Origin of the sequence: Butyrivibrio proteoclasticus (genome assembly GCF_900115735.1) — a bacterium.
In the GTDB taxonomy this organism is placed as follows: Bacteria; Bacillota; Clostridia; order Lachnospirales; family Lachnospiraceae; genus Butyrivibrio; species Butyrivibrio proteoclasticus_B.
This window is the reverse complement of record NZ_FOXO01000017.1, coordinates 37332-60792: the sequence shown is the minus strand read 5'-3', so window position 1 is coordinate 60792 and position 23461 is coordinate 37332. Positions and strand designations below refer to the sequence as shown.

Here is a 23461-nt window from a genome sequence, read left to right as displayed (position 1 = left end):
ACCCTCCCTTTTCTTATTCTTGATATTTCTTAAAATTCTCAGCCTGCTCCAATACTTCCTTGTATACATCATCGATTGTTACTGGTGGATAATCATACTTATCCAAAAGCAAAATCAGATCCACCTGAAGATTTGCCTTAATATCCTCTCTTGTTGAAAAATCCGGATATTTAGCCTTATCCTCTACTACAACCTTGATTTCCTTTGAAAGTTCAATCATCTTATCTTCTGGATATTCAAATTCATATTTTTTTGCCACAGCAGATAAAATGTCATAGAACGCTTTTTCTTCGTAGTCTATTCCCATGTCTTCAAAAGAATTTTTCTCTTTTTTAAGCTCATGGATAAGATCAGCAAGCTGATTCGCAACATCATCAAGGACTTCATTTGCAAAAGCCTCGTCCTTACGCCTATTATTATATGTATCTACGACCTGCTTCATTCGCTCTGCGAACTCTATACTCTTAATCTTATTCACTCTCTGGAACTCTTCTATTGCATAGGTCAGTAGTCTCTGTAATGCCTTAATCTTTGTATTAGGCAGATTAATTTTCTCAATACGAGCCATATACTCATCACTGAAAATATCAAAGTCGATATGCTTTCCGGTCTCAAAGAGCTCTTCTATACCATCAGACTGTATTGCACCTTCAAGAAGCTTTCTGACTTTCATGTTCATTTGCTCAGTATCTGGAGCTTCACCCTTGGTCAGTTTATAAAGAACTGACCTCACAGCTTGATAAAAATGGATTTTCTCTATATCTTCATCAGTAAAGTTTTCACTTGCGCTGCACAGATTAAAGGCTTTCTTCATCTTCCTAACAGCTGCCATGAAGCGTAATTCTAACTCTTCTGTCTGCTGAACATACTCTACAGCTCTGTTCAAACAATTAAGTTGTTGCAACGGATCTCCATTAAAGAAGTCATCTGAATTAAAATTACAGAACATACTATCAAGCACATCAACTTCATCGAGAACTATAGTTACAGCTTGTTCTATATTGTCAAACTCCTGTTTTTCAAAGTTTGTATATTTGCGAAGAGCCAAGTTCATATTCTTTTTTATGCCGATATAGTCAACAATAAGGCCTCTATCCTTGCCCTCATATACACGGTTTACTCTTGAAATTGTCTGGATAAGTGTATGCTGCTGAATAGGCTTATCAATGTAAATAGTATCAAGACATGGAACATCAAAACCTGTAAGCCACATGTCTACGACAATTGCAATTTTAAAGTTGGACTTCACATTTTTAAACTGTCTATCCAATTCTTTTCTGTCTTCTTTTGTGCCAAGCATATCGTAAAGCTCTTTTTCATCATCTTTGTTTCTTGTCATTACAAGCTTTACTTTTTCAATAGGCTTAAGCTCTTCTTCGTCCTTCTCTGAAAGCTCAACTCCTTTAGGAGCCTTTCTCTTTTCTTTCCACTCTGGACGAAGTTCCATAAGATTCAAATAAAAGGCATAGGCAATAAACCTGTTTGCGCAAACAAACATGGCTTTTCCAGCTACGGTAGAACCTTCCTCAACTCTCTTTTCATAATGTACTACAAAGTCCTTAGCTACTGCCTTAAGTCTGTCAGGATCACCAATAATAACGTCAAGATGTGCTACTGCTTTTTGGCTTTCCTCAATTTGTTCTTCCGATGTTCCCAGTGTTGCACATTTATCATAGTATTCTTCGATTTCACGGAGCTTATCATCTCTAAGCGTAACCTTTGCTGCACGACCATCGTAAACAAGATTGACTGTTATCTCATCCTTAACAGCCTCTGTCATTGTATATGGATGACCAACTATATCACCAAACACCTCAAGAGTCGCATCAATAGGTGTTCCAGTGAATCCCACATATGTGGCATTTGGTAAAGAATCATGTAAGTACTTGGCAAATCCGTACGTGCGATTAACACCTTCATCCGTGATTCTTACCTTCATATCAAGATTTACCTGCGATCTATGTGCCTCATCAGAGATGCAAATAACGTTAGATCTATCCGTGAGAAGCTGCGTATCTTCTGTAAATTTCTGGATGGTCGTGAGATAAACTCCTCCACTTGGCTTTCCTTGCAACTCATTTCTTAGTTCATCCCTGGAATCTATACTGATAACATTGTTGTCACCAATATATTCCTTGGATGAAACAAATTGCTTAGAAAGCTGGTCATCCAAATCAGTTCTATCTGTTATCAGCAGTATTGTAGGATTCTTGAAATAACTGCTCTTCATAAGCATTCTTGCTAAAAAGAGCATAGTGTAGCTCTTTCCACAACCCGTGGTTCCAAAATAAGTTCCGCCCTTTCCATCTCCCTCAGGTTTCATGTGTCTCTTTATACTTTCATACAGATTATTTGCAGCAAAAAACTGTGGATATCTGCATACAACCTTCACTTCTTTATTTGATGTATCTGGGAAATAAATGAAATTTTTAATAACAGAAAGAAGCCTGCTTTTCTCAAGCAGACCATCTACCATGGTAAACAGTGAATTGATTCCATCCATTTCAGGATCGTTATCATTTACTTTGCGCCATGCATAGAAAAATTCGTATGGAGTAAATAACGAGCCATACTTACTATTTGCGCCATCACAAATAACTACAAAGGCATTGTATCTAAAGATTTCAGGAATATCCCTCTTATAGCGCACTGTAAGCTGTGTATACGCATCCATGATAGTTGTGTTTTCCTGAATGGCAGTCTTGAATTCGAGCACAACTAATGGCAAACCATTTACATATATAATTCCATCCGGAATACGTATCTGGTAGTTATAGCCCTCTATTTCAAGCTGATTCACTATCTTAAAGGTGTTCTTTTCTGGCTCATCATAGTTTATAAATTCAATATAGATATCCTTTTTTGCAGGATCTTCCCTATTAAGCACAAAGCCATCCATTATCATTGACATAATGGCCTTATTGGCTTCATATAATGAACCTCCTTCTGTCCTTAAGGAAAGAATGATACTATCAATCTCACTTTCAGTGATTTCAACATTGGCATAGCGAGTACGTAGATAATCTTTAAGATCATCTACTAACAGCACCTCGGTTTTCTTTCGTATAAGCTCATTACCGGTCTGATGAATATATCCCTTGTCTTCCAAGAGCTTCATTATAGACATTTCCAATGCATGTTCATTAAATGCCACTCCATTCACCTCCGATACATCTTTTAATGCCTTGCTGCAATCCATTCTCTATCGCATATATAGCATCTATCTTCATTGTTGAGCTGTATAAACTTCCCTTTACTGCCCCAACATGTAGAACAATAATGAATCTGATCTTCATCACCCTCAAGAGTTATATATAATGCATCTTTGTGGCGAATAACTTTCTTCTTTTGATTCAATTCATCTTTCAGTTCTTTATTTTCATTGCGTAGCTGCATTATTTCATTTTGCATATCAAGGGCTTGACTCCCCAAATCAAGAAGTTGCTTATAAAGCTCTATATTATCAGCTTTTTGCACAATACCAGCTACATCTTTTATTCCTTCATATAATCCCATTATTTTAATCCCTTTCATATAAATGATAATTTAGAAGCACAAGCTCAAGCGCTTTTCACTTCATGGTTTATTAATTATGACCCTTTTCAACACTCTATAGATGAAGATGGATTACCGCTTCCTCTTACAGGATGGGAAAATGGAATTCTTGATAATTGTGTTGAATTCATAAATGGTTACGCCTTTAAGAGTGATGATCTCCTTGATGAGCCGACAACAGATTGCTTTGATGTCTTTAAGATGGGAAACATCAAAAAAGGCGGTGGGCTCAATTATGATGGCACCAAAAGCTGGATTGAACGAAAGTACTGTTCTAGTTTAATGCGCTTTGTATTGTCATCAGGAGACATTCTTATGTCCATGACTGACATGAAAGAAAACGTAGCACTCCTAGGACATACTGCTCTTATGGACATCAATAACAAATATATAGTAAATCAACGAGTAGGATTATTACGAACAAATGGCTATCTTGGAATTAGTCCATATCATATTTACCTTCTTACAAATAATCCAACTTTTTTACGTGAATTGAGGCGTCATGCACATATTGGTGTTCAGGTAAATCTCTCAAAAGAAGATATAGTAAACTCACGAGTTATATATGCACCAGAGAATGTAAATATAGCCTTCACCAAAATGGTTAAACCATTATTTGATGCAATATCTCTTAACAATAAAGAAATACAGCAACTCAAAGATGTAGCTTATCAAATACAAGCTCAACTAAGCCGCTAAATTATCATTTATCTTCTTTTTTAACTCTATTCTCTCCTCAATAGTATTATAGGCTTTAACTATTTCTAATTGTTCTTCCATAGGAGGAACCGGAACTTCCATTCTACATAAATCATCCCATGTTATTCCACCTCTGACAGAACCATCTGTCCTAAGCCAGCATTGTCTATCAAATTCAGGTCTTCTAAACCACATCATCAAATATTCTGCATTCAGCAAATCTGTATCAACTACATCAAACATAAAATATGCGGGTGACACTATTCCTGGTTCATCCTCATTGAATAGTGCTATAGGCAATCTTTCATCTCTTCCAACATGCATAGGATTACAAGCAAAATAACCTTTTTTCAGCAGTTTGTATTTGGACAAATCCGTTCCAATTACATTTGCCACTGAAGGCATAAAAAATTTATCAATATTAATTCCCAGTACTCTATCGGTTATTTCTTCCCTATTTCTATCATCTACCAATTGTATGTGATTTCCTAATGGTTCATATCCCTTATGCAATCTTCTCACCTCATCCTATATATTTTCTATGAGCTATTTTTACGTTGCTCTGTTTAACCATCGCATACTGCAATGTCGTATCTATCCGCTGATGTCCAAGTAACTGCTGTAGCTGTTCTATCGGCATTCCTTTATCTATAGCGACTGTAGCTAGTGTCCTTCTAAATCTATGCGGATGCACATTCCGAATTCCAAGATCTCTACCAATTTTCCTTAATCTACTCTCCACACCCCCGATTTTTAAACGATTATGTGGATTATCCAGACTCACAAATAGTGCTGGATTTTCGTCATCTCTTGAATTAAGATACTGCCTTAGATGTAACTTGCTTCTGACATCAAAATAAACTATCCGTTCCTTATCCCCTTTGCCAAGAACCGTACATTCTCTTTCTTCAAAATCTATGTCATCTATATTGAGCTGTACCAGCTCTCCGACTCTCATACCTGTTGAAGCCAAAAAATCAATCAAAGCTAAGTCTCTTATTTCTTGACAAGAATCACGCATCTTCTCAAGATCCTCATCTGTATATGCTTCTTTAATTACCTTACTAGCTTTGACTTTGTGAATGCGCCTAACTGGGCTTTTTATAATCAACTCTTCATCTTCTAGCCATCCAAAAAAACTCGAAAGAATTCTCCGCATATTATCAATCGTAACTTTGCTTGATCCTTTTTTCTCCTGGTAGTCTGCTAAGTACTTCCTCAAGTCCTCAGTAGTAATGCGCTTCACTGTCTTACCTATACTATTAACAGTTTTCTCTATAACACTCTTATAGTAATCAAGCGTTTTCTCTGATCTACCCTCAATCCGCTTAGCAGCAATAAAATCGTCAAGATAATTTCTAGCATCCTCAAGCGAACCATTTTCGATACACACATCCAAAGTTTCAGATAATCTCTCCATCTGTGCATTATCTAACACAGCTAGCATTCTTTGCTTTACAAATAATGCTTGTTCCTCCGTCATAATCAAAATCTCCTTTTTTCATATAAGATAACGATTATGACGTCATTTAGCTAAATGATAATTTAGCTAACATGGCAGATACGATATTTTTTGATAAATTTATAAAGGAAAGCTCAAATAATACCGTATCCTTTACTGATATAGTGCAACTAATGGGTGGTGGAACTCCAAAAACCGAAATTGGTGATTACTGGAACGGAGATATACCTTTTTTCACACCCAAGGATGTATCAGATTCACCGTTTTGCTTAAGCACTGAAAAAAAGCTAACAAATGAGGGCTTAAACAATTGTTCCAGCCGACTCTATCCACCGTACACAACGTTCGTAACCTGCCGCGGTACAGTAGGAAACCTTTCTATGGCAGGAGTTCCGATGGCTATGAATCAGTCATGTTATGCCTTAAAAGGTAAAGATGACTATCCGCCGTTATTTGTCTATGCTTTTACTCGTTATGTTATAGCGACTATGAAAAAGAAAGCATCGGGAGCTGTTTTTAGCGCTTTAGTTACACGTGATTTTGAAATGGAAAAAGTTTTTCTTCCCGACAAAGGTGATGCTATACATTTTCAGAATCTTGTGTACCCTTTATTCTGTGAAATTCTTTCAAATACAAAAGAAATACAGTTGCTTACAGAACTTAAGGGTGGTTTGTTAACACAGATCTCAAGCCGCTAAATTATCATTTATCTTCTTTTTTAGTGCTATCCTATTATCTATCGTCTTATAAGCAGCCACAATTTCATTCTGCTCTTCGATGCTTGGTACAGGAAGTTCAACATCACACATGTCATCCCATGAGAAAATTTCTCTCACGCTTCCATGTGACATATACCTTGCATATCTATCAAACTCTGGTCTGTTAAACCATAGCATCAGGTAATTTGGAGATAATCGATTTTCGTCATTTACTTTGAACACAGAATAGGAGCTGGAGATAATACACTCATCCTCATTCAATAGCGCAACTGATATCTTATCTCCATTCCTTGAAGTAACCGGTCCATATGCAAACTGATTTCTTTTAACAACTTTATAATTAGAAAAGTCTGTTCCAACTGTATTCGCGATTGACTCGATAAATGTTTTTGAAATGCTTACACCAAGAAGCCTATCTATTGCCAAATCTTTATTCCTAATATCCACCGGGCTTATGTAATCGCCAAGTCTTTTATAATTTGATTTCATAACCAAGCTCCTTAAATACTCCAAGCAACTCTTCCTTTGACTTTTCCTCCTGCACTAACAACTCCTGAAGCTCACTCTGCAATGTCTTCATTTTTGTGTCAAAGTCAATGTTTTCATCACGATTTACAAATTCAATATATCTACTTGGAACCAGGGTAAATCCTTTTTCAGCGACTTCATCATAGCCTGCTGAATAACAGAATTCTGGTATATTTTCGTATGTGTTCTCATATCCAACTTGTTGCCAGTTATGATATGTTTCTACAACCTTTGCTCTATCTTCTTCTGTAAGCTCAATATATTTCTTCTCATATGGGCTTCCCATCTGACGAAGATCCATGAAGAGAATTTCCTTTTCTCTGTTACGATAGTGTTTCTCAACACCATTGTTATCAACAGTACGCTCTTTCTTATTCTTGTTAAGAATCCACAGTGTAACACTGATGTCGGTTGTGTAGAAAAGATTTCGAGGCAGAATCAGAATTGCCTCAACCAAATCGTTTTCAATAAGCTGCTGTCTTATCTTAAGCTCAGTACCATCATCAGAAAGTGCTCCATTCGCAAGAAGGAATCCTGCAACACCATTCTGAGAAAGCTTAGATACCATATTTAAAATCCAACCATAGTTTGCATTACTTGTTGGTGGAACCTCATACCCATTCCATCTTGGATCATCAAGGAGCTCATCATCTGCACGCCATTCTTTCTGGTTGAATGGCGGATTTGCCATGATATAATCTGCTTTCAGATCCTTGTGCTGGTCATTTGAAAAAGTATTTGCTGCTGTTTCTCCAAGATTTGCAGCGATACCTCTTATGGCAAGATTCATTTTGGCCAGTTTGTATGTAGTATTTGTATACTCCTGACCATAAATAGAAACTTTCTTTTTATTACCATGATGTGCTTCTACGAACTTAATCGACTGCACAAACATACCACCAGAGCCGCAGCATGGATCGTAAAGTATACCATCATAAGGCTCAATCAATTCTGCAATCAGATTAACAATGCTCTTTGGAGTGTAGAATTCTCCCTTACCCTTTCCTTCAGCAATAGCAAACTTACTGAGGAAATATTCATACATTCTGCCGATGATATCATTTTCTTTATCTTTTGTTGTATCAATCTTATTTATTTCATCCAAAAGTGATGCCAGCTTAGTTGTATCAAGCTGTAATCTTGAATAGTAATTATCCGGTAATGCCCCCTTTAATATAGGGTTGGTATTTTCAATTGTATAAAGGGCAGTATCAATCTTAAGCGCAATGTCATCCTGCTTTGCATTCTCCATCACGTAAGACCATCTGCTTTCAGGTGGTAAGTAGAAAACATTATCCTTTGTATAAAAAGCTATGTTATCTACAAACTTGTCATGTCCTTCTGCAATGATTTTTGCCTTTTGCTCTTCAAATTTATCACTTGCAAATTTAAGGAAGAACAAGCTCAGTACTACATGCTTATACTCTGCAGATTCAACAGAACCTCTAAGTTTATCCGCAGATTTCCAAAGAGCTTCCTCCATTGATACTTCTTTTTTAGCCTTAGGTGCCATGTATATACCTCTTTCAACTATTTATATTTGTTCAATTATAATTGTACGCTTTTATGTATCCTAAAAAATAGACTCTTAAACTTTTCTCTTAAAGCTTTTCTCTTAAATAACAACTGCTATCAGTATATCATATATAGTCTTCGTCAATCAGCCTTTGAAGCATTTCTCTGAAGTTGGATTTTGTAATTTTAAGCTCCTGTCCACTCAGTAATCTTTCAACTCTTGGATAAGCTTCTGACTTTTCAATCTCCGCAATAATACTTCCGCTGTCTCCCTTACCATGTCCACTATGTGGGGTAGGACCAAAGAGAACGACACGATACTGCGGAGCATACTGCATCTTTCTGAAATCGTACTTCTGAGCATCTTCATAATCCAAGCAGAATTCAAAACGCTTTTTATCTATACCAAGCTGTTTGCCAATAGATGCCAGAACATCTTCCTTGACTTCGGTTCCACCTACTACAACAATTTTGCCATCCTTGTATGTTTCAAATTGATTTTCACTGTTAAGAAGATCTGATAGTCCCAGGAGCCTCAATAATTCTTCAAGCTCACCACTTCTATTGGCTCTCGATAAAATCTGTGTTATCTTGTCGGGCAAAACTTCCATGATAGCGTCTTCAAGTTCTGACAATTCTTCAATAGACAACATATCACTTCACCTCCCCGAAGATACCTCTCAAATCATTCTGTGCTTTCTGAATCTTAAGCTGCAGCACTTTTATTTCGTCCTGCTTAGCCTGGTACAGATTTGCAATTTCATTTTGCTTTTCCATTGATGGCAATGGAACAATCAGCTTCTTAAGTGACTCAGCTGAGATATTTGGAATTGTTGCACCTACGGCAATTGACTTAAGAACAGCAGTTCCAACTTCACTATCAAAAAAGGCCTTGATAAAATATGGATTAACCTTTTCTTCATCCAACTCAATGATAAAAAGATTACCATTTCCTAATATCTTTCTTCCTTCCTCAACCTCAGCAACCGCAACCTTGAATGGTGCACCATTTTTTGAAAGCAAAAGGTTTCTATTCCCAATACAATACTTATCTAGCTTTGCATCCAGCTCTTTAAGATATGGTAAATCTTCGGAAATCATTCCATTCTGAATATTTGCAAGCATAAGATACTGTGTATCTGTAGGTTCATCTGAAACCATTTCATCTAACTCACTTGCCCTAAGTGGAGCCCCTCTGGTGATGCGCTTCATTAAACTGCCAAGCTCAACACCATCCTCAATCTCAATGGTCTTTTCAAGATATCGTGAAGGATTAAGCACAAATTCATTATTCTGCAAAGTCTTCAAATCTACAGTAATAGTCTCGTCTCCATCCTCTTTTAATAAACTTATAATGTGTTCAATATTTTCATCAGTAATGACGTTCTGTCTTCTACCCTGCTCACATAAGGCTGTTGCATCTACCAACCTAACTTCTTTATTGCCCCTGCTAAGAACAATCATAGTTGTAGCAATATTTGTAAACTCAAATAGCTTTGCAGGAAGAGAAATAACTGCTTCAACATATCCATTTCTAATGAAGTATTCACGGATTCTCTGATCTATACTGTTCCATGTACTGCCATTAGTCATAATGGCAACTGCCTTACCATTTTCTGTAAGATGATCAAAAATCACTGAATTAAAAATCCAGTCAGATGAAGTAGCTCTTTTTATCTCCGGCATTCTCTTAAGAAGGTCTTCAATATAAGCTGAGCCAGTCTGCAGATGGATTAACCTCATACCAAATGGATAATTTGAAAATATCTTTTCAAACTTTTTATCCATTGAAACCGCAAACATATCGCCAAGTTCAAATTCTGTATTATCAGCAAATAATTCTGCTCTGATTTTTGAGATTTCATATGAATAGGTATTAAGCTCTATTCCGTAGAATGGATTTATCTCATGTCCCTCAGTAGCAAGGGTAATAAAATCACCAGCTCCACTTCCAAAGTCTGCAACTCTCTCATTCTCTTTGATATCCAAAACTCTCACTGCAAGTTTTGAAAGAGACTCTGGTGTTCCATATTCTCCGCCAAATCTTCCTGAGTATTCTCTCGGAAATACAAATAGATAAGCAAGCAAGTCCTCTTCTGAAAATGTTTTTGATAGTTGTAAAGCTATCTCAATACTATCTCTAGCAACTTCTTTTGCGAACATTGCCCTCTGCTCAGAAATTTTATCTTCTATAAAGAAAAGTAAATCATCAATATTATCAATCTCATTTGTTAAAGCTACAAATGCTAAGTACACAAGAACAAAATTCTGCTTTGGATCGGCTGGTGCCATTCCTCTCATAAAGTTAGCTATCTTCCAACTAATCTCACTTACAACCTTAGCATCAATCTTTCTAATTTCGTTTCTATCTAACATGGGTTTCCTCCTTTGGTTATTTATAACCATGTTGTTATCTGATGAATAAAATATATCAACAGATTCTTTGGTTGTCAATAACCAATTTTGGTTTTTAATAACCATGTCGCTTAATTATCTCAATAAATGTGCAAATTATCTACTATGCAAAGCAAAAGCAGACAGCCCATGACTTTTACTAATTCACAGAACTGCTCCTAGTGTTCAATTTACAATCTCAAATGTTTTTACAATTGGTCTCATCAAGAGCCAATCATCACATATCATCCAAATCATCCTCAAATTCCAGCCATCCGAGAAGTCTATCTTCTTCTCTTTCTCTTCTCAGTTCATCCTGACGACGATCAAATTCTCTGCGCTCCTTTTTGCTCATTTTGCTTGTAAGGTCCTTGTATTGCTTATCTGTTAATCTGACATCTTTATCTTTCTTTCCAAAAAACATAACGCTACCTCTCTTTCAATCCAAACTTCCATCTCTCTTGCAGATTTCATAGAACTCGCAAGTGACACAGAAGTGTTTACAGAATCTGTTGTTCCTATGAATACATTTCCTAAGCCAATACAGAAGTTTCTCCATAATGTGTTCTCCTCAAAAAGCAACCTTCTCTTCACCTTGTAACTAAAGTGTAAACCTCTATCAGTCCCATAAAAATAACAGTTCTTTTGTCCAGTATCCATGCGGCTTTCGGAGATTCAACCAGAAGTCCAAATGCAAATAGAGGTAGATATGTGCTATGATCATTTACAAAAATGATAACCACAGGAGTTCTATAATTATGAATGGCATTACAAAAGCTGATTGGAAATTATTCATGGATAAGGTTCCCGAATGGCAGGAAGCGTATATGGAAAGGCTTTTAAAAGAATATGTTAAGATGCTTCAGAACAAGAAACCAGCATCTACCAAGTTCTGGGATCTCGATAAACGAATCAAGAAAGATAAGAAGAATCCCGGTGTGCAGATGCAGCTTGATAAAGGTGAAGCCATTTTTGATATTGTGACCATGATAAATCTTGGAATCATTACACAGGAAGATCTCGCTGACTTCAGTGATGATTTGAAAGAATCGGTTCAGGAACTGATAGACCGTAATTATGGGAAGTAGTAAGTAGAAAGAGCTGTTGATGTTTAACAAATAACACCAGCAGCTCTTTTGCAATTATCTATAAGCTTTTGCCGATTTTGTTTAATAACTGCTGAATCAACTCTTGCAGTAGCACTGTAATTGTAAGAAGGAGTGCTAATACTGTGGCCGCCACTTTCAACAAAATTCTTTTTATCTTTACCTGATATTGTTCTTTATTCTTCAAATAATGTCTAACTGCAACAATGATTATTGCAAGGAATAATTCAAAAATAGCTAACATGTTATCACCGCCTTTCCCAAATGGCACAGGACGGGAAATGATATATGATCATTCCCCGCCCCAACTATAAATCTGTTAATCAATATCCCCATACCATCCAGGAAGCGTGTAGCCATCCTCTCCCTCAGGAAGTCCAATTACATGAAGTTCATCTGCCGAATACACCCAGCCTTTGCCGGAAGTTGTGTTTCCACTAGATGAAGAGCTTCCGGAATCGCTGTATTTATTTGAGCTTTTATTTGATTTACAATTTGGTTTTCTCTTTGAAGTTCCTTTGCTTATGGAATCGATTGCTTCCTGCGTCAGGGTCCCCTCTGCTTCTAACTCGTCCATAAGTTTCTCGTCACGCTCAAGTTGTTTCTGTAGCCATCTCTCGCAATACTCCTCATAACTTTCAGCATCCACTCTGATGCTACTAACCAAAAGCATAAGAGTCATAACTGTAATGGAAGATAATACAATAATCATTTTTCTCATAAGAATCACCTTTTCCTTTCACAAAACTATTGTTATCTTCCCCCAACTGCTTTTCTATGATTCAAATTTTAAACTGTCAATTGTCCAATAATTTCCACAATGAAAAAGCGCATGAACACTGGGATGAGGAGATGTATTTTGAAATCATCTCTCACGTCAGTATCCATGCGCACTTTTTATGCTTGCTTTTTGTTTATTCTTTAAAGCAATCCGGTATTTCTTTTACCCCGCGCCCCATACATAGCGCTGAAGAAGCACCTGTGTATGGAAGGGGATTTCCTTCAATGTCTGTCACGCTGCAGCCTGCTTCCTTGGCGATAAGCGCAGCTGCCGCGTAGTCCCAGATCTGAATCTTCAGTTCAAAGTATAGTCCGCATCTTCCAAGAGCAACGCAGCACATGTCCCATGCAGCAGTTCCGGATCTTCGAAGATCAACGCACTGAGGCAGGAGTCTTTTTGCTATGTCAAAAGATCTGTCTCTGTATTCTTCGTAGTAAGGAGCGGTTCCAAAGCATGCGAGCTGATCAGAAAGTGGTGCCTCTGATGACATTATCTTTTCACCATTCATGTAGGCGCCCTGGCCTGCTGCCGCAGAGAACATCATGTCATCATAGGGATTGTAGACAACGGCCATGTATGGCTTTCCATCCTTGAGAAGTCCCACAGATACAACTGAAGGTCTATACGCATAGATGAAATTTGATGTTCCATCTATTGGATCTATGACAAAGCAGTATCCGCTTGCCATCTTAGCGGAAAAGACATCCTGCCCATCTTCTTCTCCAAGGAACTCAGCCTCAGGCAGCACCGCCTTCAACTTTTCCACAAGGAATCTCTGAACCTTCTCGTCTGTTTCAGTAACAAAATTTGCATGTCCGGACTTTTCCATCACCTTAGGGCGTTTTGCTGTCAGTAGTATATTTCCGGCCTCTCTTACTATTTCAATAATCTCATCTATTTTCATTTTTTCTTTTAACCTATCCTTCTTTTGATCTGCCTTTCGTTTGAGACAGCTACATCCTTAAGGTCCTTTGGTATCATCAGCTCTATCACTACATTCATCCGATTACCAAATCTGCGGCTCTTTTCAACTTTAGTAATCGAAGCATGGGTCTGCACTTTGGGATCTTCCAGAAGTGGAAGGACCACGTAGTAAAGCTCATCCTCATCAAAAGATACTGATCCAAGCACCTTACCTGTCACAATTTCTTCAACAACTGCCCTGTCTTCTCGAAGAAAAATGTTCAAAGGCTCCCCTATAGTTGGTGCAGAAGCTTTCGGATCTGCAGGATTTTCTTTTACAAATCCATTGAAGGTGAATACCTCTGTGTCTCTATCCTCACGGACCTTATTGCCAATCTTTCTGGCTGCATCAGCAGGAAGGACATACTCCTGCATCATGAAATGAAAGATGTCTTTTACCTTATCAGGTGTGAGCCTTGCGCTATAGTCTGTCATGATATCCTTGCAGGCTTCCAGAACGCTCTTGGAAAAGAGCTTGAACTCTTCCATATCAGGATCCCAGACAAACCTCCCTCTGGCCATCTTGGAAAGTGGCAGCTCCTCATCATACATCTTGAACTGAACGTAGATGTTCCTCTCAGAGAATGCAGCCTTGTTCTCAAAGGCATCCCAGGTAAACTCATAAGTGTCGAAGTAGGGCTCTCCTTCAGACTCCTTGATCTTTTTATAAGCTTCAATGACCTGCCTGATCTTATCATCATCCTCAGGATTTCTTTTCCTGGTCGGATCAGAATCCGGATGGTACAGGATAAGAAGCTTTTTGTATTTGGCTTTTATCTCCCGGTCGTCGTCATGTTTAGAGGCGCCGAGGATCTTGTAAGCTTCCTTAAGTGTCATACAGATTAATGTGATATCCTTTTCTCATGTAAGAAACTGATCAGTTCCTCTGAACAATTTGCCTTGATTAGCGTTCTAAGACTGATCTTATCCGTACGTCGCCAGAATATCACTCCTAAAACAGCTCTTTTTCTGGGGAGTGTACGGATAAAATCATGTTCTAGGACTAATCTTATCCGTACGTCGCTAGAATATCACTCCTATAACAGCTCTTTTCCTGGGAAATGTACGGATAAAATCATGTTCTAGGACTAATCTTATCCGTACGTCGCCGGAATATCACTCCTAAAACAGCTCTTTTCTTTGGGAATGTACGGATAAAATCATGTTCTAGGACTGATCTTATCCGTACGTCGCTGGAATCTCACTCCTAAAACAGATCTTTTTCCTGGGGATTGTACGGATAAAATCATGTTCTAGGACTGTTCTTATCCGTACGCCGCTGGAATCTCACTCCCGAACCGAATCTCACTCCTAGAATCTCCCCAAAAAACATCTCTTTTAACATCCCCTACTGTTCCATTATTGGAAGCAATATCTGCAGGGTAAATATGCCGTCCTTGGCATTTACTGTCATAGTGCCGCCGTACTTCTCGGCAAGATATCTGATGCTCTTGACGCCAAAGCCGTGCTGGGTCTTGTCTGTCTTGGTTGTGAGGGGCATGCCATCTTCAAATGACAGGACTCCGTTGTAATAGTTCTGAAGCTGCAGCATGAACATGTTGTTCTGATTAAGGACCTTCAGATTTATAACTCTCTTTTCCTTATCACTTATCTTCTCAACCGCTGTAATGGCGTTATCCAGAGCATTTCCGAATATTGCATAGACATCCTCGAGTTTCATGAATGAGAGTGATCCTGCGTCGGCCATGCAGCTTAGCTGTATATCATGTTCGCAGCAGTACAGCCCCTTATCCATCATCAGGACATTAAGGGCCTCGTTACCAGTATCTATGGCCACATCGTAGATCATAATATCTTTCTTCAGCTCTTTATAGAAAGCCTCTCTGTCGCTATCCTTCTCCATGTGATGAATAGCCTCGATCTGATGCTTTAGATCATGGCACTTTCTATTGATACTGTCGATGGTCTCCTGCTTGATCTTGAACTGCTCCTTTTGGATCATAAATGCCTTATTGATACCCTCAAGCTCGCTTGCATAGTACTCGCTGAGCCGCCTTGTACCCTGTGTCCACAGAATATATACGCAGCAAAGAGCATCAACAATCCTGTAATATACATAATTCCAGGAGAATTCCACATCATAAAAGGTATTGCCTTTATACATGACACTTACAAATAGCACGATCATCATGATCGTTATGATTGGTACCAGATCTGTCTGCTTAAAGCTCTTGGCTTCCATCTTGGCAAAGATTCTTTTGATAACAAAGGCAAATATCCCATAGATAAGAATATAGACAACTATATCTATTACCTGTATTCTGCCAAATATCGCATCAAAGATCTCGCATATATCAAAGGCAACATGCTGCACTGCAAGAGCTACAATGGAGTAGTACAGAACCTGCCTCATGTTGTACTCTGTGCACAAGAATATCTGGAACAATACCCCCGCAATATACAGCGACCAGTAGCCCACAAAGCCTATTACCTCCATGATATTCCTGGAAAAATGATTCATAAAAAGAGATACCAAAATGAAAAGAGCTGCTGAAACAGCATAGCGCAGTCCCCAGTATTTTTTCCTGGGACTAAAAATGATCACTATAGTTCCGGACAATATCAGCTGTACTGCATATGAAATTAGATCCCATATTTCAAACATGGTATTCACAAAGTCTTACCTCCCATGTATTCAGCAATTGCCTGCAAGAACTCCCTCTTTTTGGGGCGGCTTATCTTAAGTCTGTCTCCGCCTACAATTACATCATCCTTATCGACACCGCTTACATGTTTAAGATTGATCAGATAGCAGTTGTTACACCTCTTAAAGGGCAGTTCTGATATCTTAACCTCTATCTCTTTTAGCGTGCCTTTTTGTTTGTAAACCTGATTGGTAGTGTGATAGTAAATATAGTGACCGTTCACCTCTATGTAATAGAGATCGTCACTTGAGATCATGACAAAGCCATGCTCTGTCTGAACTTTAAAGCTCTCTGACCTGTGCCCCTGATAAAAACCAAGAGCGTTCCTCATCTTCATGGCAAAATCACCGTAATTGACAGGTTTTACTATGAAATCAAAAGCCCTGACTTCATAGCCTTTGATAGCCATCTGAGCCAGATTAGTAATAAAGATGATAATGACATCAGAATCGACCTGCCTTATCTTTTTGGCAAGTTCAATTCCATTATCACTATCATCTTCTGTATTAAGCTCAATGTCGAGACAGAGCATCGCATAGCTCTTATCGTACCCGGACAGGAAAGACTCCCTGTCTGAGAACGTAACGACAGACAGGTCGATCCCTATCTCTCCACCAAGTCTTGTGAACATATCTGATAATTTTTGCTGTTCATTAAGATCGTCATCTACAACAGCGATTTTAATCACGTTCTACCTCTGGAAAAATAATCTTATAAACAGGGAAATATATCACCATCTGCACACCACCATTTATAACAGTTATGAGAATGTTATAAACGGCAGGCTCAAGGAACTGCTTACAAACAGGAACATAGATGGACATCAGCACGCTGCACACTACCGTTATTGCGACAAATGCTATGACATACCACATTGCCTGATACCAAACATTTCCATGAGACTTAAAGGTAACATTTCTCTGCATTGGGAAATTTACGCACTGTGCAATAAACAAAGTGATCGCAAAGGCTGCAAAATATCCCATTCCACCAGTTTCATCTCCGGTTACCGGATAATTAAATATATATGTATCTACTATACCCAATTTTACCCTAAAAAGCTGACAAGGTACACTACACCAATCTGTGTTGTTATTAATTACTGTGGGCAAAAAAGTCAGAAGCAAATACTGAAGCAGCGTAACCAAAAGAGAAAAGAGATAAAACTTAACAAACTGAAATAGTAACTTCTTTATCTTTTCTCTATTCATCATCTTACCTCTACAGTGGCCGACGCTGTCAGATTCTTATTAAGTGAAGTAGCATTTATCACTATGTTTCCTTTACTTACAGGTCTTATTACAGCCAGTGCTTCACCGTAGTATGTGTCGCAGACATCATCCAGGTAACTGCCTTCATAATATGGGCAGGCGCTGCCAAGGCCAATGAGCTCTCCACCGGTTACGCTGACCTTAATGTGATCTCTTTCAAGAGGCTTTACCTCTCCTGACTGATCTGTAAACTTAAGTCGAACATAAGCAAGATCGCCGTCACTATTTATTGCTGCAAGCTCCGGCTCTACTACTAACTGAGTCTTTTTCCCAGCAGTTAAAAGAACTGTTGTAGCAATTACTTTACCATTTTCAGCGTATGCCACAGCCTTAAGTTCACCCGGCATATAAGTAACATCAAACACTACTCTGCAATCGTTTTGGGGTCTCTTTTTACCGATAGTTTTACCGTTTAACAGAAGCTCTATCTCGTATGCGCGGGCATAGACCTCTACCTTGGTCTTCTTATTCTCGCATCCTTCCCATGACCAGCTGGCCATGGCATTTGTCATCTTCCATGCAGATGGAGAATGTTTTTGATCAGCATATTTTACAGGGATAACACCTATTGCAATGTCCTTTAGTCCAAAGGCTACGCGGGTGTAATCAGCTTCAGAAAGAGATTTACCTGTAAGATCAACTCTTCCGGAACCCGCTGTAACCCATCCTTTTCCGTGGCTAAAATCCGGTGCATAGTCCTGATATTCCCAGCTTCCGACACCTACTTCTCCCAGGTAATCCATACCTGACCATACGAAGTCGCCTATTATCCTGGGCTCATCTGCAGCAAGCTCCATGAACCTGTAGGCATCGCTGCAAAATGTCTCACTTCCAAGTATCAATCGGTCAGGATATTTCTTTAGATCATGGACATATCTGTTGATTCCATAGTTGTACCCTGCAAAATCCATTCTTGCAAAGGCGTCTCTAGTCAGTACGTCGCAAGGATACAGAGTAGCTCCGAACTTCATGAAATCTGCGCCAAGTATCCCTGCAAGGTTATTAAAGAATTCACTGCCAACTGCCTTCTTCTTTTTGACATTCTTAACTTCCTGCTCTGCCTTTTTATCAGAGTAGATGCCAAGTCCCATTGAACTTAAGAAGTTAAAAAAGATATTGATTCCACATGATACGGGTCTTGAAGGATCAAGTTCATGGAGGTAGTCAGTCATATCGCCGCAAAGCTCGATACCCTTTGCCTGAGCTGTCTCTGCAACTTCATTACCGGTTGAATACATGATAACGCTCGGATGATTGTAATCCTTATCTACAAGGGCCTTTAAGTCTGTTTTGTAGTTCTTTTCAACTGAGGTTGCATAGTCGTATCTGGTCTTGTGGATATACCAGGCATCGACGTACTCATCCATCATCAGGACGCCCATTTCATCGCATGCTCTAAGAATAGCCTCAGAGCAAGGATTGTGAGCACTACGCACTGCATTATAGCCATTTTCCTTCATGAGTCTGATCTTTCTGTAGTCAGAGAACTCATGTCCGGCTGCTCCGAGGATACCATTGTCATGGTGAATGCATGCGCCTCGAAGTATCACTCTTTTTCCATTGATGGCAAAGCCTTTTTTAGCATTAAATTCAAGGGTTCTGATACCAATGCGCTCAGTTCTGACATCATCACCAAAGCTTACCTTAAGGTCATAAAGCTTAGGATTTTCGGGGCTCCAAAGTTCTGCTTTGGGAAGCTCCATGGTAATCTCGGCTACACCATCAGCGTTAGTTATTTCTTTTACCACCGTATCAAGCTCTGCTACAGCGCATGTCACCTGGCCTTCTGCGTTTGTACTAACCGCAACCTTTATCACTGGAGGATCTATTGACAGGGTATCAACCTTAATTCCGTTTATGAGAATATGCTTTTGTGGCATCTGGTATAGCCATACAGGCCTGTAGATACCGGTTCCTGTATACCATCTGCTATTGGGCTGATCAGTATTTATAGCTTCTACAAGAATAGTGTTGTCCTCACCATATTTCAGAAGCTGTGTCACATCCACATAAAATCCGGTGTAACCATAATCCTGATAAGCAGCTTTGACGCCATTTACATATACAGTTGCCTTGTGATAGACACCTTCAAAATACAGAACTGTGATCTGGTCTGCCCATTCCTTTGGAGCCAAAAGAGTCTTTTCAAAAGAGTAATCCTGTGGCACATACCATCCAAGATTTACTCCAGTGACGCTTTCGTCGTCCTTTTCATCCAATAGCATCGCATCATAAGGAAGAGTTACATCAATTGCGGTATCTCTTTTCCCTGTAACAAAACATTTCCAGTTGTCATTTAAGCATATTCTCTTCATAATTAAACTTCTCTTCTTAAAAATCCACTAATAATTGTAAGCAATACTCCAATGCCCATAACAATTGCTATAGACACTATGTTTCCGACCTGTGTGGCATCTCCGAACATGTTAATGCCCTGAAATGCATCTACGAATGATCCGACCTGATCAGCCAGGTGTCTGAACACCGCAAATGAATAGCAAGCTGTTGCAGCTACCAGGAGAAGGTCCTCATCCTTTATCATTATAATAACATTTAATACAATTCCTATTACAAGTGCAGCCACTACCATCGCATTTGTGGCATTATGAGCAGGAGCCCATGCCAGGTATCTGACAAGTGATATAACTGCAACAATAAGCGCCAGCACTACGGCACAAAAGCCATATGATTTTTTTGCTAAAAAGTTCTTCATATTCGTCCACCTCATTCCTTAACAATCTCAATTACAGTTCTGCGTTTCTTCAGATCCATGAATATAAATAAAATGTCAAGTGCAGCAAATACTACGATAAGAACTATCATAAGTGGCTGCCACCAAGGTGTTACAGATACGATTTTAGAATCAACGCTGTATCCGTTCATAACGCTGCTATTTGCAACTGTATAGAGATAATCATGTGCTGACTTTCTGACAAGTGCCAGAAGGTCTCCATCATCAGTGTCTGTGATCTGCTTTGCTACAGCTGTTCCAACTGAACCGGAGAAATCAAGACAGAACTGATCTACACCGGCTGCAACTGCACTTGTAAGATGCCACTTATATGTACCCTCGGCACCTGCTACAGCGTCAGTTTCCTGCTGTCCGACAAATCCCCATTCATTCTCGATTACCTGGCTACAAAGTGCTGTACTCTCTGAGCACCATACAAGGCCAAGTCTGTTAAAGCCGTGCATAAGAGCTTTTCCACCGGCTGCTGCTATGGCTCCTTCTGCTGCTCTTAGAGATGTCTCTCTAAATGCCTGTTCGTTAAAGAATACTGCGATTCCTTCTCTGTTATTTTCCTGATCATTACCAACTACATGCTTGGCACCGGCCTGAACGCCTCTTTCTTCCATAGCAACTACTTCAGGAATAGCACAGAGATAACTCATAACTGCATCTTCTGAATAATATTCAAAGTTTCTGCCACCAAATGGTGTTCTGTGGATGTTAATTCCAGGCATCCAGTCTTCTTCCATTCCGAGATACATGCACTCATTGGCCATGAGCTTGCCTCTGTTGTACATAAGGTCTTTATTAAATGTAGAAGCAAGAACTATCTCTGTTGGGAAGCATGTATCCTGCACGCTTGTTCCGTACTTGCTCTCGTTATATGTACCGCCAACACCATCAGGTCCATCACCTGCAACAATTGCCGGCTTACCTACTGAAGCAATCTCAGTTGTACCAAAGTTATCTGACAGAAGGCTTGTAAGCTCAGATATTGTGAACTGGTTTAAATATGTATCCCATGCCTCATCGTCGTAATCAAGTCCAATAAGTGCAGCAAGTGGCATTCCTACGTTTTCGCCCTGAGTGAAATCAGATACAGAAAGTGCATCTTCACTCTTTTCATAATAATTACCTGCAAGAAGCTCGATCATCTCATCGTTAAGTGTCAGCTGTGTAGCAGATGTTGGATATGTTCCTTCCCAGTCATTTCTTGACAGGTAAGTAACTGTACCGTCCTGCCAGTAGTTAGGATCAGCTTCTTCGAACTGATTTGTAACAACTTCATCTGTGTACTGTGAAGTCTTATATGTTTCTGTATCTAATGCTTCGCTCCATGCGTATACATTAGATACATTTCCTGTTACTTCCTGACCGTTTTCATCAGTAAGTTTCTCTGCTCCCTTTGCTGCAAGAACGTTATTGAGGGCGTCATGTGCATTATCACCGATTGCGATATAATAATCGCCTTCACTCATGATATATCCTTTTGCATTTGTGTAATCGTAGCTTGCAAGAAGGTACTTATCACAAGTAATGCTAAGTGTCTGTGACTGCCCCGGTTCAAGTGTATCTGTCTTTCCAAAATCGAGCAGCTGGATAGCAGATTTTTCTACCAGATTCTTTTTCTCATAATCTCCGTAAGGAGTCTGAGCATATATCTGTATAGAAGTCTTCCCGGCGACATCACCTGTATTTTTTACAGTTACATTAACTGTTATTTCATCTCCATTTATTGTTACGCTATCAAGTGTCTTTTCAAAAGTAGTATATGAAAGTCCATATCCAAATGGGTATGTAACTTCTGCGGCATAGTTCCAATCTTTTCCAAAAGATGAACCGACAGATGAAGTTGCATTGCCCTGTCCGAGGATGCTGTCTTCATATCTTGTCTCGTAGTACTTATATCCAACATAGATGCCTTCTGCCTGAACTGTTGAATAAGATATTCCGGCATCGTCATCATCTATAGCTACAAGTACTTCATCAAGATTAGCCCATGTCTGGTTATTGAAACTTCCGTTTACAACTGCGGGTGCTGAAAGTGAATTAGCAGCATATGTATCTGTAAGTGATCCTGATGGATTGATGCTGCCGCTAAGGATCTGTGCAACTGCTTCAAATCCTCTCTGACCCGGCTCACCGATCCAGAGACATGCATCTACTCCATATTCATCGAGCCACTCAAGCTCCATGGGATTACCACTGTTTATCAGCACGATCACCTTATTGAATACGCCAGATTCTTTTATCATATTCAGAAGGTCTTTTTCCTCCTGATGAAGTGCTAACTGGCTGATTCCTTCAAAGCTGTCCTCGAGAGCCAGCTCCATTCCTTCTCCGCCTTCTCTTGCAAGCATTACGATTGCAACATCGCTGTAATCTGCAAATGAAGCCTTAAGATCATCTGTATAAAAAGAGATGTCTTCTTCACCCATTGACAATACGCTTGTAGTATTAGTTAAAAAGTCATATTTGCCGGTTCCTCTTTCTGTTGAGGACTGAACATATGCATTATAAAGTGTGTCATTGATTTCAAATCCCTGCTCAGAAAGGGCTGTGTACAGGTCAATACCCTCTGATGTATCATATGCCTTTGAACCTGCAGATGCGCTCTTGTACAAAGGCTGTGCAACTGCGTGTCCAAAAAGAGTTACTTTTGTTTCGTCAGATGAAAGTGGAAGTGCGTTATTATCATTTTTTAATAAAACTGCTCCTTCTGCCTCTTCCTGAACCGCCTCATCGTAAGTCTCCCGGATAAGTGTCTGAAGATTCTCAGAATTTAATTCGCCATAATCACTTTCAAAATATGTTGTATCTTCTGACGTATCGCCATCATTTACAACCTTACTGGTAGTAATCCCCAAAGCCTGATTAACTGTACCCGAATACCCCAACATACAGTTAAATCCAACGCTTGACAGTACCAGACAGCATGTACTGACAGATGCCAAACCAGTCCATAACTTGGAATGTTTACTCATTTCTTACATACCTCCATAAATACATAAAATACTTCCTGTGGCCAACATTATCTGATTTTGAAGGCAGTAACAATAGGTTGTTCACAA

Annotated in this window: 22 protein-coding genes; 3 read left to right on the top strand and 19 right to left on the bottom strand. The window is 39.2% G+C overall.

Annotation, left to right across the window (positions count from 1 at the left end):
- Positions 1–13: 13 nt before the first annotated feature.
- Positions 14–3154, bottom strand: a complete 3141-nt coding sequence (locus BM146_RS11405; RefSeq protein ID WP_330391823.1) for a type I restriction endonuclease subunit R — start codon at positions 3152–3154, stop codon at positions 14–16.
- Between the two features lie 23 nt (positions 3155–3177).
- Positions 3178–3516, bottom strand: a complete 339-nt coding sequence (locus tag BM146_RS11400; protein WP_074888852.1) for a hypothetical protein — start codon at positions 3514–3516, stop codon at positions 3178–3180.
- 18 nt (positions 3517–3534) lie between these two features.
- Between BM146_RS11400 and BM146_RS11395 the strand changes: the two genes are divergently transcribed.
- Positions 3535–4254 carry a restriction endonuclease subunit S gene (locus BM146_RS11395; RefSeq protein WP_083413512.1) on the top strand — a complete coding sequence of 240 codons (720 nt, stop codon included), beginning with the start codon at positions 3535–3537 and terminating at the stop codon, positions 4252–4254.
- Here the strand turns inward: BM146_RS11395 and BM146_RS11390 are convergent.
- Both BM146_RS11390 and xerA read right to left on the bottom strand, forming a co-directional pair.
- On the bottom strand, positions 4243–4728 hold the full coding sequence (locus BM146_RS11390; protein ID WP_242949388.1) for a restriction endonuclease subunit S: 486 nt from the start codon (positions 4726–4728) through the stop codon (positions 4243–4245). The genes BM146_RS11395 and BM146_RS11390 overlap by 12 nt on opposite strands.
- Before the next feature lie 49 nt (positions 4729–4777).
- Entirely contained in the window at positions 4778–5737 is a 960-nt protein-coding gene (xerA, locus tag BM146_RS11385) for a site-specific tyrosine recombinase/integron integrase (protein WP_074888840.1), read from the bottom strand.
- A gap of 71 nt (positions 5738–5808) precedes the next feature.
- Here xerA and BM146_RS11380 point away from each other — a divergent pair, with 71 nt between their 5' ends.
- Positions 5809–6414, top strand: a complete 606-nt coding sequence (locus BM146_RS11380) for a restriction endonuclease subunit S (protein WP_074888837.1) — start codon at positions 5809–5811, stop codon at positions 6412–6414.
- On the opposite strand, the gene BM146_RS11375 is transcribed toward BM146_RS11380, so the two are convergent.
- From BM146_RS11375 to BM146_RS11355, 5 genes are all read right to left on the bottom strand, one after another.
- A complete protein-coding gene (locus BM146_RS11375; protein ID WP_074888834.1) occupies positions 6403–6924 on the bottom strand; it encodes a restriction endonuclease subunit S in 522 nt (173 codons plus the stop codon). The two genes, BM146_RS11380 and BM146_RS11375, sit on opposite strands and share 12 nt — an antisense overlap.
- Positions 6908–8476 (bottom strand): type I restriction-modification system subunit M, encoded by a 1569-nt coding sequence (locus tag BM146_RS11370; protein ID WP_074888831.1) that lies wholly within the window; start codon positions 8474–8476, stop codon positions 6908–6910. Before BM146_RS11370 ends, BM146_RS11375 begins: the two co-directional genes overlap by 17 nt.
- 127 nt (positions 8477–8603) lie before the next feature.
- Positions 8604–9131: a hypothetical protein gene (locus BM146_RS11365; RefSeq protein WP_074888828.1), complete on the bottom strand. Its 528-nt coding sequence runs from the start codon at positions 9129–9131 to the stop codon at positions 8604–8606.
- A 1-nt stretch (position 9132) separates the two neighbouring features.
- The gene (locus BM146_RS11360) at positions 9133–10854 is read right to left on the bottom strand and encodes an N-6 DNA methylase (protein ID WP_074888825.1); all 1722 of its coding nucleotides are present in this window, start codon (positions 10852–10854) and stop codon (positions 9133–9135) included.
- 256 nt (positions 10855–11110) lie between these two features.
- Positions 11111–11296, bottom strand: a complete 186-nt coding sequence (locus BM146_RS11355) for a hypothetical protein (protein ID WP_074888822.1) — start codon at positions 11294–11296, stop codon at positions 11111–11113.
- Positions 11297–11630: 334 nt separating this feature from the next.
- Between BM146_RS11355 and BM146_RS11345 the strand changes: the two genes are divergently transcribed.
- On the top strand, positions 11631–11960 hold the full coding sequence (locus BM146_RS11345) for a multidrug transporter (RefSeq protein WP_074888817.1): 330 nt from the start codon (positions 11631–11633) through the stop codon (positions 11958–11960).
- Positions 11961–12018: 58 nt separating this feature from the next.
- On the opposite strand, the gene BM146_RS11340 is transcribed toward BM146_RS11345, so the two are convergent.
- The 10 genes from BM146_RS11340 to BM146_RS11295 all read right to left on the bottom strand — a co-directional run bounded on the left by BM146_RS11340 (position 12019) and on the right by BM146_RS11295 (position 23374).
- Entirely contained in the window at positions 12019–12222 is a 204-nt protein-coding gene (locus BM146_RS11340) for a hypothetical protein (RefSeq protein WP_074888814.1), read from the bottom strand.
- Between the two features lie 75 nt (positions 12223–12297).
- Positions 12298–12699 carry a hypothetical protein gene (locus tag BM146_RS11335; protein ID WP_074888812.1) on the bottom strand — a complete coding sequence of 134 codons (402 nt, stop codon included), beginning with the start codon at positions 12697–12699 and terminating at the stop codon, positions 12298–12300.
- A gap of 193 nt (positions 12700–12892) precedes the next feature.
- Positions 12893–13663, bottom strand: coding sequence for an inositol monophosphatase family protein (locus tag BM146_RS11330; RefSeq protein ID WP_074888809.1), 771 nt, complete (start codon positions 13661–13663; stop codon positions 12893–12895).
- An 8-nt stretch (positions 13664–13671) separates the two neighbouring features.
- Entirely contained in the window at positions 13672–14559 is an 888-nt protein-coding gene (locus BM146_RS11325) for a DnaJ domain-containing protein (RefSeq protein ID WP_074888806.1), read from the bottom strand.
- Positions 14560–15070: 511 nt separating this feature from the next.
- Positions 15071–16348 carry an ATP-binding protein gene (locus tag BM146_RS11320; protein ID WP_242949389.1) on the bottom strand — a complete coding sequence of 426 codons (1278 nt, stop codon included), beginning with the start codon at positions 16346–16348 and terminating at the stop codon, positions 15071–15073.
- A gap of 5 nt (positions 16349–16353) precedes the next feature.
- On the bottom strand, positions 16354–17076 hold the full coding sequence (locus tag BM146_RS11315) for a LytR/AlgR family response regulator transcription factor (protein ID WP_074888803.1): 723 nt from the start codon (positions 17074–17076) through the stop codon (positions 16354–16356).
- Positions 17069–17602, bottom strand: coding sequence for a hypothetical protein (locus BM146_RS11310; protein ID WP_074888800.1), 534 nt, complete (start codon positions 17600–17602; stop codon positions 17069–17071). The genes BM146_RS11315 and BM146_RS11310 overlap by 8 nt, the downstream gene beginning before the upstream one ends.
- Complete coding sequence (locus BM146_RS11305; RefSeq protein ID WP_074888796.1) at positions 17599–19974, bottom strand: glycoside hydrolase family 2 TIM barrel-domain containing protein; 2376 nt, start codon at positions 19972–19974, stop codon at positions 17599–17601. Before BM146_RS11305 ends, BM146_RS11310 begins: the two co-directional genes overlap by 4 nt.
- Before the next feature lie 2 nt (positions 19975–19976).
- A complete protein-coding gene (locus BM146_RS11300; protein WP_074888793.1) occupies positions 19977–20372 on the bottom strand; it encodes a hypothetical protein in 396 nt (131 codons plus the stop codon).
- A gap of 11 nt (positions 20373–20383) precedes the next feature.
- On the bottom strand, positions 20384–23374 hold the full coding sequence (locus BM146_RS11295) for a glycoside hydrolase family 3 protein (protein WP_074888790.1): 2991 nt from the start codon (positions 23372–23374) through the stop codon (positions 20384–20386).
- Positions 23375–23461 lie beyond the last annotated feature (87 nt).